Source organism: Rathayibacter sp. VKM Ac-2759 (assembly GCF_009834225.1).
GTDB lineage: Bacteria > Actinomycetota > Actinomycetes > Actinomycetales > Microbacteriaceae > Rathayibacter.
This window is the reverse complement of sequence record NZ_CP047176.1, coordinates 3,538,659-3,550,086: the sequence shown is the minus strand read 5'-3', so window position 1 is coordinate 3,550,086 and position 11,428 is coordinate 3,538,659. Positions and strand designations below refer to the sequence as shown.

Sequence of the window (11,428 nt, the reverse complement as noted above, 5' to 3'; positions counted from 1 at the left end):
GCGTGAGTTGTCTCGTTCGGGCGCTGTCCGGGCCCGGGTGTCGGTGGTCCCTGATTCAATATCCGTATGGCAGTTGCAGCTGAGACACGACCCGCGGAGGCGATCCTCGACCGCGTCCGCGAGGGCGCCGACGAGGTCGGCCGTCTCGCCCGCAACGCCTCCCTCGATCTGCTCGCGTCCGCCGAGAAGCTGTACGACGTCTATCGGCGAGGGCTCACGGTCCCGCTCGCGTTCGCCCGCGGCGGCCTGTCGAGTCGCGAGTCGAGCGACCTCGTCGAACGCTCCCTCCGCGCCGAACTCGCCACCGGCGCCGGAGTGTCCGAGCGGGAGCTGTCCCGCGACCTCGAGAGAGCGCACCTGCTGGTCGAGGACCTGCCCCGCACCCGAGCCCTGCTCGCGACGGCCAGGATCCGCTGGCGGGCCGGCGAGGTGATCTGCTCCGCCGCCGCGACACTTCCGAAGGAGTCCCGCGCCGAATTCGACGAGCGCGCCGCCGACCTCGCCCTGTCCAAGACCCCGACGCAGCTGCGACGCGCCGTCGACCGGCTCCGCGATCAACTCCACACCGAGCCCCTCGCCGAACGACACCACCGCGCCGTGCAGGACCGCGGCGTGTGGCTCACCCCCGAGATCGACGGGATGGCCACGCTCTCCGCCCTCCTCCCCGCTGCGGCCGCGGTCGGCGTCTACAACCGCCTCGATCGCATCGCGCACTCCCTCCGCGACGGCGCCGGCCCCGCGGGTGACTCCCGGGCCTCGGGCGATGAACGGACTCTCGCCCAGCTGCGCGCCGACGCCTTCACCGATCTCCTCTGCGACGGGGACATCGCCGGCACCACCCCCGTCAGCAGCCCGCAGGACACCCCTCCGACGTTCGTCCCCGGAATCCGCGCCGAAGTGCGCCTGACGCTCCCCGCGAGCACCGCGTCCGGAGCAGACGACGCTCCCGCCGATCTCGACGGCTACGGAGCGATCCCCGCCACCATCGCCCGCGAACTCGCCGGAGTCGCCGCCACCTTCACCCGAGTCCTCACCGACCCCCACACCGGCGCCGTCGTCTCGGTAGGCCGCACCCACCGCGTCCCGCCCCCGCAGATGCGCCTCGCCCTGCAGCTGCGCGATCAGACCTGCCGCTTCCCCGGCTGCACCCGCCGAGCCTCCACCAGCGAAGCCGATCACACGATCGAATGGCGCCACGGAGGCGAGACATCCCTCGAGAACCTGGCCTCCCTCTGCACGGCTCACCACCACGTCCGCCACGGCGACCGCTGGACCTACCGCCTCCACCCCGACGGCACCACCGACTGGACCACCCCCACCGGACGCCACGTCACCACCCGACCACCCGCCCTCCCCGGCAGGCCACCCGCACCACCCCCGCGCTTCACCGACGACCCACCCCCGTTCTGACCCACCCGCTGCCGGCCCTCCCGCCGGTCAGCGACCCGACCGCGTCCGCCGGCAGGTCGGTCTCGATACGCCCCTGCGGGGCTACTCGACCAGCGGGCCTCTCGCCGCCCCCTCCGCGTACGCCCGCCTGCTGCCTGCTGCCTGCTGCCTGCTGCCTGCTGCCTGCTGCCTGCCTGCCCGCCCTGCTGTCCAGCTACCGGCCGGCTCACCTGCCCGCCTGCTCGCCCGTTCGCCGGCCTGCTCACCCGATGGCTCGCCTGCCCGCCTGCCCGCCCGCAGGCTCGCCTGCCTGCCTGCCTGCCTGCCCGCCCGCAGGCTCGCCTGCCTGCCTGCCTGCCTGCCTGCCCGCCCGCAGGCTCGCCTGCCTGCCTGCCTGCCTGCCTGCCTGCCTGCCTGCCGGCTCTGCCTGTCTGCCTGGCTCTGCCTGTCTGCCTGGCTCCCGCCTGCCTGCCTGGCTCCCACCTGCCTGCCTGCCCGCCTGCGGTCCTGCCTACTCGCCCGCCTGCCGCCTGCTGCCGCCTGCCGGCCTGCCAGCCGGTCTGCTCGCGCGCCGGACTGCTCGCCCACCGGCCTGCTGATCGAGTAGCCCGCGGAGCGGGCGTGTCGAGATCCACCGGCGTCAGCAGACGCGATCGGCAGACCGACCCCGCCCACGCCCTCGGGTCTCGACACTGTGCGCAGCGGCGCCCGCGCCACGTCGGCACCGCGTTGCCGGGCACACGACGCCGCTCCTGCCCTGTTATCCCTCAAACGGGGGATAGTGCGCGGCGCCTCCCGCTTCCGCAGATCTGCGAGAGTAAGCGCGACCTCCGGACCGCGGAGGCGACGGGGGGCCGCGTGAGCGACGAATCTGCGGGCACCTCCGCCTCGGGAGTCTCCCTGCCCGAGCGCGCCGCCTCGGCCGCCGCCGTCAAGACCCTCCGCCTCTCGGTCGGTATCGGCGGTCTCGTCCTCGCCCTCGCCCTGCTGGTCCCGCACGCATCGGCGCTGCCGGGCCGCTGGCTCCCGTTCCTCGTGCTGCTCGTCGCGATGTGGATCACCGCCTCGTTCCGCCTGGAGCTCGCCTCCGGGATCGGCACGGTCACCTTCGGCGTCGGCGTCTCGGTGCTCGCGTTCCTCGCGCAGGACGTGCCCGCGGTCGAGGCGCTCCTGCTCTGGCTCCTCGCCCTCACGCTCTTCCAGGTGCTCGCGCGGAGGCCGTGGCTGTCCGTTCTGTACTGGACCGGCCTCGCCTCGCTCTCGGGCGGCGCGTTCCTGCTGGTGCTCTCGCTGTTCCCGCAGACCGGCTGGTGGCCCGTCGTCGCGGCGGTGCCGGCGGTGCTCGCCTACGGCGCGCTCTCGATCGGGTTCGAGTACCTGCAGGCGTGGCTCTCGCTCGCCGACATCCCCGATGTCCCCCGCCCCGCCCTGCGCGCCGACCGGGTCGCGCTCGTGCTGGGCCTCAACGTGGCGCTGGTGGTGCTCGCGTACGGCGCGCACCTGTCGTCGGGAGTGCAGCGGATCGAGATCGCCGACGGCCTCGACATCCGCTCGGCCAACACGCTCGGACTCGTCGCGCTCGTCATCGCCGTCATCAGCCAGAATCTGCGCCGCAGCCGGGTCGAGCGCAAGCTCAACGGGCTGATCGAGGCGTCGCTGGCGCTGCCCTGGGGCGACCAGGCGGCGATCTTCGAGACGCTCGAGCGCGCGGCGCGCACGGCGATCCCCTCGGCGAGCACCCGCATCGCCGAGCAGCCGGGACGCCCCTTCGAGCTCTCGGCGCCCGTGACCGCGCCGGGGCTCGGCGTCCGTCACGTGGTGCTGACCCGCCGTCCCGACTCGGACGGCTTCTCGGCCCTCGAGCACCGGACCCTGCTCGCTCTCGCGCACATCGCGACCCAGGCCCTCTACGACCGCCGCACGACTCGCACGCTGCGCGACCAGGCGACGACCGACTCGCTCACCGGGCTCACGAACCTGCGCGGACTCTACGAGGAGTTCGGCGCGATCACCGACCCCTCCCACCGCGCGATGCTCTTCATGGACCTCGACGACTTCAAGTCCGTCAACGACACCCACGGCCACTCGGCGGGCAACGTCGTGCTCGAGGAGGTCGGGCGCCGGATCCGCGAGAGCGTGCGCAGCGACGACGTGGTCGCGCGCATCGGCGGCGACGAGTTCGCCGTGCTCCTCGACTCGGCCACCGCCGGAGCCGTCGCGCTCCGGATCGCACGCGCCGTCGAGCGCCCCGTTATAGTCGGCGGCGCGACCCTCCACCCCCGGATCAGCATCGGCACTCCTGTCGTCGTCGACGGCGGCAGCTTCGACGGGGTCATGCAGGAGGCGGACGCGCGGATGTACGAGTCGAAGAAGGGCCGCAAGGGCGCGGCCCCCGACGGAGCCGACCTGCTCGCCGAGGTCCACACCGCCGTGCTGGACGGGACCGTCAGGGTCGCGTTCCAGCCGGTCATCGACGTCGCCGAGCGGCGGATCATCGGCTTCGAGGCGCTGGCCCGTCACACGCGCCCCGACGGCACGCCGCTCAGCCCGCTCACCCTCGTCGACATCGCCCGGTCGCTCGGGATCCTCGACCGGCTGACGATCCAGATCGTCGACCAGGCCGTCGCCTGCATGGCCGAGTTCCGGGCGATCGACGACAGCGTCGCCTTCCTCAGCGTCAACATCGAGGCCGAGCAGCTGATGCACGACGAGGTCGTCGACCGGATCCGGTCGCACCGCACCTCGGAGCAGGGCATCGAGCTGTGCCTCGAGCTCACGGAGGGGTCGATCGGCGACGTCGACGAGGCCGTGATCGACCGGGTGCGGATGCTCACCGCCGACGGCATCGCCATCGCGCTCGACGACTACGGGCAGGAGCACGCGGCCGCGGCGGCCCTGCTGACCGTGCCGCTCAGCATCGTCAAGATCGACAGGGTGTTCCTCTCGGACGAGGAGAACCCGCGGCACGCCACGATCCTCCGCTCGATCATCAACCTCGTCTCGGACCTCGACATGCACACGATCGTCGAGGGCGTCGAGACGCCGTCGGCCCACGCGCTGCTGACGAGCCTCCGGGCCGAGCGCGCGCAGGGCTACTTCTACGGCCGCCCGCTGTTCCCCGACCTCGTCAAGGAGCGTCTGCGGACGACGGGGACGGCGGCCCTGCCCGACCAGCCGGCCGACTGAGCTCAGCGGCTCGCCGGCGCGCTGCCCGCGGTGGGGGCGGTGGCGGTGTCGACCGGCACCGTCAGTGAGACGGCGTAGCCCGACGTCGTGTCCCCGCTCATCGTCGCGAGCTGCAGCACGCCGCCGTCGTCGCCGAAGACGTTGTCGGAGTCGAGGCTGGTCGAGGCGAGGTTCTTCGCCGAGCCGCTGTACGCGTCGAGCGCGTAGACCGCACTGCACGCCTCCTGCTGCAGGGCGACCTGCGAGGTCGCGATCGCGTTCGACGCGTCGGTGATCGAGTCGAGCCCGGGGTAGACCTCGAAGTGGATGTGCGGCCAGCGCCCCGAGTAGCAGGCGGGGATCACCGAGGTGAAGGTCACGGTGCCGTTCGCGTCGGCGACCTGGACACCGCGGAGGTACGTCTCGTCCTCGATGCCGCTGGAGTACATCGAGTAGTTCCCGCCCGCGTCGCAGTGCCAGACGTACACGGCGACGCCCGCGAACGGCACGCCTCCGTTCGCCAGGTCGAGGAGGGTGAGGGTCAGCGTCATCGGGACGCCCTCGGCCGTCGCCGCGCTGTCGATGCTCGAGCGGATGTCGCTGCGGACGATCCCCGAGTTCTCGAGCACGTCGACGCCGTTCGACCCGTCGCCGGGGTAGGGGCCGGCGGTCTCGTCGGGGATCTCGGCGCCCGCGGCGGTCGCCGCGGCGGTCGCCGTCGGCGAGGCGGTGGCGGTGGCGGTCGCGGAGGCAGTGGCAGACGCGGTGGGAGACGCCGTCGCGGAGGCCGTCGCGCTGGTGCCGCCCACCGTCGAGCACGCGGCCAGTCCGACGGAGGCCGCGCCGACTCCGATCAGCGAGAGCACGCGGCGGCGGCTGAAGAGGGTGCCGACGTCGAAGAGCAGGCCCTGGTCGACGACCTCCTCGTCGGGGTGATCGAGGCGGCGGCCCTCGTAGACGGGTCCGTCGGGGGTGCGCTGGGGCTCGGGAATGCGGGTCATCGTGGTGCTCCTCGTCCGTCGTGGTGTCTGTCGGGACCGATGCTGACCGGGGACGCTATGTGCTTCCGATGAGGCGTCCATGAAGCAGTGCGGACCTCGCTGTCGGACTCGGTCGGTATCGTGGCGCCTGGCCAGGGGCGTCCGCGTCCGACTCCGCCCGCCTCGAGGGAGACCACCGTGACCCAGGAACGCCTCCGCGTCGTCGCCGCCACCCCGATCAGCGACGAGCTGATCGCCCGCGTGGTCGAGCTCGAACCGCGGATCGACTTCGTCGCCGACCAGAGCCTCCTCGCGCCGATGCGCCACCCCGGCGATCACCAGGGCGACCCCGCGTTCGAGCGCACGCCCGAGCAGCAGGCCGCCTTCGAGGCGCTGATCGACTCGGCCGAGGTGCTCTACGGGGTGCCCGACGAGACTCCGTCGGCGCTCGCCCGTGCCGTCGAGGCCAACCCCGGGCTGCGCTGGGTGCAGACCATGCCCGCGGGCGGCGGCGCCCAGGTCAAGGCGGCGGGGCTCGACTCCGAGCAGCTCGAGCGCATCGCGTTCTCGACCTCGGCCGGCGTGCACGCCGCGCCCCTCGCGGAGTTCTCGCTCTTCGGCCTGCTCGCCGGCGCCAAGACGCTGCCCCGGCTGCAGGCGCTCCAGAGCGAGCGCGTGTGGGGGTCGCGCTGGACGATGGGGCTGCTCTCGCAGCAGACGATCCTCGTCGTGGGCCTCGGCAGCATCGGCCGCGAGACCGCCCGCCTGCTCGCGCAGTTCGGCGCCCGGGTCCTCGGCACGAGCCGCCACGAGGAGTCGGTCGAGCACGTCGACGAGATCGTCGCGCCCTCGGCGATCGCCGACGTGGCCGGGCGGATCGACGGAGTCGTGGTGACGCTCCCCGGCACCAGCGCGACCGAGAAGCTGGTCGGCGCCGACTTCCTCGCGGCGCTGAAGCCGGGTGCGACGCTCGTCAGCGTCGGCCGCGGCACGGTGATCGACGAGGAGGCGCTGATCGCCGCCCTCGACGACGGACGCGTCGGCTACGCCGCTCTCGACGTGGTCGCGGAGGAGCCGCTCGCCGACGCGAGCCCGCTGTGGACGCATCCGAACGTGCTGATCAGCCCCCACACCGCCGCCCTCAACGCCGCCGAGGACCGCCTGATCGCCGAGCTGTTCGCCCGCAACGCGACCCGGTTCCTCGACGGCGAGCCGCTGATGAATCGCGTCGACACCGTCGAGTTCTACTGACGCCGGGGCCCCAATCCGCCTCTGCGGCCCTGTTTCTGCGGTCGGAGGCCGCCCGACGGCCTACCGTTGCACTATGGCGACCACCGATACACCTTCTTCCGCCCCCGAGAGCGACACCGCTCCGGAGGCAGCGACCACTCCCGAGGCCGATTCCGCCCCCTCGCTGACCTTCACCGACCTCGGCCTGAGCGACCCCGTGCTCAAGGCGCTCAAGGAGGTCGGCTACGAGACCCCCTCGGCGATCCAGGCCGCGACGATCCCCTCCCTCCTCTCCGGCCGCGACGTCCTCGGCGTCGCGCAGACCGGCACCGGCAAGACCGCCGCGTTCGCGCTGCCGATCCTGTCGCGGCTCGACCTCTCGCAGAAGACCCCGCAGGCCCTCGTCCTCGCGCCCACGCGTGAGCTCGCACTGCAGGTCTGCGAGGCGTTCGAGCGCTACGCGTCCGGCCTCCGCGGCGTCCACGTGCTCCCCGTCTACGGCGGTCAGGGCTACGGCACGCAGCTCTCCGCGCTCCGCCGCGGCGTCCACGTCGTCGTCGGCACGCCCGGCCGCATCATGGACCACCTCGAGAAGGGCACGCTCGACCTCTCGCAGCTCAAGTTCCTGGTGCTCGACGAGGCCGACGAGATGCTCAAGATGGGCTTCGCGGAGGACGTCGAGACGATCCTCGCCGACACCCCGATCGAGAAGCAGATCGCGCTGTTCTCGGCGACGATGCCCGCTCAGATCCGCCGCATCTCGGGCAAGTACCTCAAGGAGCCCGAGGAGATCACGGTCAAGAACAAGACCACGACCTCCGTCAACACCACCCAGCGCTACCTGATGGTGTCGTACCCGCAGAAGGTCGACGCCCTCACCCGCATCCTCGAGGTCGAGAACTTCGAGGGCATGATCGTGTTCGTCCGCACCAAGAGCGAGACGGAGTCGCTGGCCGAGAAGCTGCGCGCCCGCGGGTACACCGCCGCCGCGATCAGCGGAGACGTGCAGCAGGCCCAGCGCGAGCGCACGGTCGAGCAGCTGAAGTCGGGCAAGCTCGACATCCTGGTCGCGACGGATGTCGCCGCCCGCGGTCTCGACGTCGAGCGGATCAGCCACGTCGTCAACTACGACATCCCGATCGACACCGAGTCGTACGTGCACCGCATCGGCCGCACCGGTCGTGCCGGCCGCAGCGGAGCCGCGATCAGCTTCGTCACGCCGCGCGAGCGCCGCCTCCTCGTCGCGATCGAGAAGGCGACCCGCCAGCCCCTCACCGAGATGCGGATGCCGAGCGTCGAGGACGTCAACGTCACCCGCCTCTCGCGCTTCGACGACGCGATCACGGAGGCGCTCGCCGATCGCGAGCGGCTCGACCGGTTCCGCGACATCATCGGCCACTACGTCGAGCACCACGACGTGGTCGAGTCGGACGTCGCCGCCGCGCTGGCGATCGTCGCGCAGGGCGAGGAGCCGCTGCTGCTCTCGCCCGACGACCCGCGCTTCGCCCGTCGCGAGCGCGACGGCCGCAGCGACAGCCGCTCGGACCGCGGCGACGACCGGGGCGAGCGCCCCGAGCGCCGTCAGCGCTCGTCGAACAGCAACCTGGCGTCGTACCGCATCGAGGTCGGCCGCCGTCAGCGCGTCGAGCCCCGCCAGATCGTGGGCGCGCTCGCGAACGAGGGCGGGCTCAACCGCGGCGACTTCGGGCACATCGACATCCGTCCGGACTTCTCGATCGTCGAGCTGCCGGCCGACCTGTCGCAGGACGTGCTCGACCGTCTCGCCGGCACCCGCATCAGCGGTCAGCTGATCGAGCTGAAGCCCGACCGTCGTCCGAGCCGCGCCGGCGGCGACCGCGGCGGCCGCCCCTCGGGCCCGTCGCGCTCGTCGGACCGTCCGGAGCGCAAGCCCCGCTACTGACGCCGGAAGAGAGGCCGGACGCCATGGGAGGACCCGTGGCGTCCGGCCTCTTCTCTGGGTCAGCGCCGCAGCACGCGGCGGGCCAGCACGTTGCCGAGCAGCTGCACGACCTGCACGATCACGATGATGACGAGCACGGCCGCCCAGGTGACCACCGGCTCGAACTGCCGGTAGCCGTACTGGATCGCGAAGGTGCCGAGACCGCCCGCTCCGATGTACCCGGCGACCGCCGACATGTCGACGATCGCGACGAAGACGAAGGTGTAGCCGAGGATCAGCGGCCCGAGCGCCTCGGGCAGCAGCACGGTGCGCACGATCCGGAGGCGGCTCGCGCCGACCGAGCGCGCGGCCTCGATCACGCCGGGGCCGACCGTCAGCAGGTTCTGCTCGACGATCCGCCCGATGCCGAAGGCCGCGGCCAGCGACAGCGTGAACACGATTGCGTCGGTGCCGATGCCCGAGCCGACCACGAGTCGCGCGAGGGGCTGCGCGGCGGCGATGAAGATGATGAACGGGATCGGCCGGAAGACGTTGACGATCACGTTCAGCAGGCCGTGGACGAACCGGTTCGCGAAGAGCGCTCCGCCGCGGGTGAGCGCGAGGCCCAGCCCGATCACGAGCCCGCCGAGCCCGCCGAACAGGAGGCTGAGCGCAACGATGTAGAGCGTCTGGCCGGTGGCCTCGCCGAGCTTGGGCAGCAGGGGGATCAGCGCGTCCATGCGGGCACCTCCGTGAGGGTGATGCGGCCGCCGAGGCGGGCCAGCAGGGGGATCAGCGCGTCCATGCGGGCACCTCCGTGAGGGTGATGCGGCCGCCGAGGCGGGCCAGCAGGGGGTCGACGGTGTCGTCGGGGGCGTCGAGGGCGACGGTGAGGTGGCCGAAGGCGCGCCCGCGGACGTCGGTGATGCCTCCGTAGACGAGCTCGAGCGGCACGCCGGCCCGGGCGATCTCGGCGAAGACCTCGCCCTGCGAGGCGGAGTCGTCCGAGAACGACAGGGTGACCAGGCGGCCGCGGTGGCGCTCGCGCAGCACCGCCGCCTCCGCCGCGGAGGGGACCGAGCGGACGACGGTCGAGACGAAGCGCCGGGTCACCGGCTGCTGCGGGGCCGAGAAGACGTCGAAGACGGGGCCGCGCTCGACGACGCGCCCCGCCTCCATCACGGCGACCTTCGTCGCGAGCTGCTGCACGACGTCCATCTCGTGCGTGATCACGACGATGGTGACGCCGAGCTCCTCGTTGATGCGCCGCAGGAGCGCCAGGACCTCGCCCGTGGTGTCGGGGTCGAGGGCGCTGGTGGCCTCGTCGGCGAGGAGGATGCGCGGCGAGGCGGCGAGGGCGCGGGCGATGCCGACGCGCTGCTTCTGCCCGCCCGAGAGCTGCTCGGGGTGGCTGCGCGCCTTCTCCGAGAGTCCGACGAAGCGGAGCATCTCGTCGACCCGCGCGCGCAGCTCGGCTCGCGGCGTGCCGGCGACCTGCAGCGGGTAGGCGACGTTCTGCCACACCGTCTTCGAGCCGAACAGGTTGAACTGCTGGAAGATCATGCCGATCCCGAGGCGGAGGCGCCGCAGCTCCCGCTCGGGGAGTCCGACGATCTCGCGCCCGTCGATCTCGATGCTCCCGCTCGTCGCGGGCTCGAGGGCGTTGATGAGCCGCGCGAGCGTGCTCTTGCCGGCGCCCGAGTAGCCGATGACGCCGTAGACGTCGCCCGCCTCGATCTCGAGGCTGACGCCGTCCACGGCCACGGCGCTCGCGCCCCCGCGCGACGTCGGCGGATAGGTCTTGCTCACATCGGTGAGCCTGATGAGCGTCACAGCGCTGCTCTCTTTCCTGGTCGCGCGGGGGAGGGAGGGTCAGCCGGCCTGCGAGGCGGTGTCCTTCTCGACGGTCTCGAGCGTGGACTGCAGCTCCTCGGCGGGCGTCTTCACGAAGATCGCGGTGCCGCCGGACTGCTCCGAGACGCCGTCGAGCACCGCCTGCGTGTTCTGGTAGATCTCGACGAGCTTCCCGTAGGTCTCGTTGTCGGCGTCCTCGGAGCGCGCCGCGAAGACGTTGACGTAGGGGATCGCGTTGGGGTCGCTCGGGTCGTCCTCGGCGATCGCGTCGGAGGCGGCGAGGCCGGCGCCCTCGAGGTAGTCGTTGTTCACGATCGCGGCGGCCACGTCGGGCAGCGAGGTCGCGGTCAGCGCGGCGTCGAGCGCGGTGACCTCGACCTTCGACGACGAGGTGTCGACGTCGTCGACGCTGGAGAGGATGCTGCCGCCGTCCTTCAGCTCGATGAGGCCGGCGGACTGGAGCACGAGGAGCCCGCGCGCCTGGTTGCTCGCGTCGTCGGGCACGGCGACCGTCGCGCCCTCGGGGATGTCGTCGACGCTGTCGTACTGCGTGGAGTAGAGCCCGAGCGGGTAGATCGCGGTCGCGCCGATCGGCACGAGGTCGGCGTCGGCCGAGGTGTTGTACTGCGAGAGGTAGACCAGGTGCTGGAACTGGTTGAGGTCGATCTCGCCCTCGGTCAGCGCCGGGTTGGGCTGGTTGTAGTCGGTGAAGTCGACGATCTCGACGTCGATCCCCTCGTCCTCCGCGGCCTTCTCGTAGGTGGCCCAGTACGGGTCGCTCGCGCCGACGACGCCGATGCGGACGGCGTCGTCGTCGCCCGACGCGGCGGACGAGCAGCCGGCGAGGAGGAGAGCGGAGGCGGTGATCGCGGTGGTCGCGAGGAGGGTGCTGCGCAGGGACATGCTGTGG

General features: G+C 72.2%; 8 protein-coding genes. 4 read left to right on the top strand and 4 right to left on the bottom strand.

Annotation, left to right across the window (positions count from 1 at the left end):
• Positions 1-66 precede the first annotated feature (66 nt).
• Positions 67-1,410: an HNH endonuclease signature motif containing protein gene (locus tag GSU68_RS16595; protein WP_159909753.1), complete on the top strand. Its 1,344-nt coding sequence runs from the start codon at positions 67-69 to the stop codon at positions 1,408-1,410.
• Between the two features lie 837 nt (positions 1,411-2,247).
• The gene (locus GSU68_RS16590; RefSeq protein WP_159909752.1) at positions 2,248-4,575 is read left to right on the top strand and encodes an EAL domain-containing protein; all 2,328 of its coding nucleotides are present in this window, start codon (positions 2,248-2,250) and stop codon (positions 4,573-4,575) included.
• A 2-nt stretch (positions 4,576-4,577) separates the two neighbouring features.
• On the opposite strand, the gene GSU68_RS16585 is transcribed toward GSU68_RS16590, so the two are convergent.
• Positions 4,578-5,555 carry a 3,4-dioxygenase subunit beta gene (locus GSU68_RS16585; RefSeq protein WP_159909751.1) on the bottom strand — a complete coding sequence of 326 codons (978 nt, stop codon included), beginning with the start codon at positions 5,553-5,555 and terminating at the stop codon, positions 4,578-4,580.
• 177 nt (positions 5,556-5,732) lie between these two features.
• Here GSU68_RS16585 and GSU68_RS16580 point away from each other — a divergent pair, with 177 nt between their 5' ends.
• Positions 5,733-6,785 carry a D-2-hydroxyacid dehydrogenase gene (locus GSU68_RS16580; RefSeq protein ID WP_208544601.1) on the top strand — a complete coding sequence of 351 codons (1,053 nt, stop codon included), beginning with the start codon at positions 5,733-5,735 and terminating at the stop codon, positions 6,783-6,785.
• A gap of 73 nt (positions 6,786-6,858) precedes the next feature.
• On the top strand, positions 6,859-8,685 hold the full coding sequence (locus tag GSU68_RS16575; protein WP_159909750.1) for a DEAD/DEAH box helicase: 1,827 nt from the start codon (positions 6,859-6,861) through the stop codon (positions 8,683-8,685).
• A gap of 59 nt (positions 8,686-8,744) precedes the next feature.
• On the opposite strand, the gene GSU68_RS16570 is transcribed toward GSU68_RS16575, so the two are convergent.
• From GSU68_RS16570 to GSU68_RS16560, 3 genes are read right to left on the bottom strand one after another with little or no spacing between them, the layout of a single operon-like run.
• Entirely contained in the window at positions 8,745-9,404 is a 660-nt protein-coding gene (locus GSU68_RS16570) for a methionine ABC transporter permease (protein WP_159909749.1), read from the bottom strand.
• 52 nt (positions 9,405-9,456) lie between these two features.
• Positions 9,457-10,497, bottom strand: a complete 1,041-nt coding sequence (locus tag GSU68_RS16565) for a methionine ABC transporter ATP-binding protein (protein WP_159909748.1) — start codon at positions 10,495-10,497, stop codon at positions 9,457-9,459.
• Between the two features lie 39 nt (positions 10,498-10,536).
• Positions 10,537-11,421: a MetQ/NlpA family ABC transporter substrate-binding protein gene (locus GSU68_RS16560; protein ID WP_159909747.1), complete on the bottom strand. Its 885-nt coding sequence runs from the start codon at positions 11,419-11,421 to the stop codon at positions 10,537-10,539.
• Positions 11,422-11,428: the final 7 nt, after the last annotated feature.

Coding starts and splice junctions, on each gene's coding strand:
- GSU68_RS16570 (WP_159909749.1), bottom strand. CDS start 9,404: ATGGACGCGCTGATCCCCCTGCTGCCCAAGCTCGGCGAGGCCACCGGC.
- GSU68_RS16560 (WP_159909747.1), bottom strand. CDS start 11,421: ATGTCCCTGCGCAGCACCCTCCTCGCGACCACCGCGATCACCGCCTCC.
- GSU68_RS16585 (WP_159909751.1), bottom strand. CDS start 5,555: ATGACCCGCATTCCCGAGCCCCAGCGCACCCCCGACGGACCCGTCTAC.
- GSU68_RS16575 (WP_159909750.1), top strand. CDS start 6,859: ATGGCGACCACCGATACACCTTCTTCCGCCCCCGAGAGCGACACCGCT.
- GSU68_RS16595 (WP_159909753.1), top strand. CDS start 67: ATGGCAGTTGCAGCTGAGACACGACCCGCGGAGGCGATCCTCGACCGC.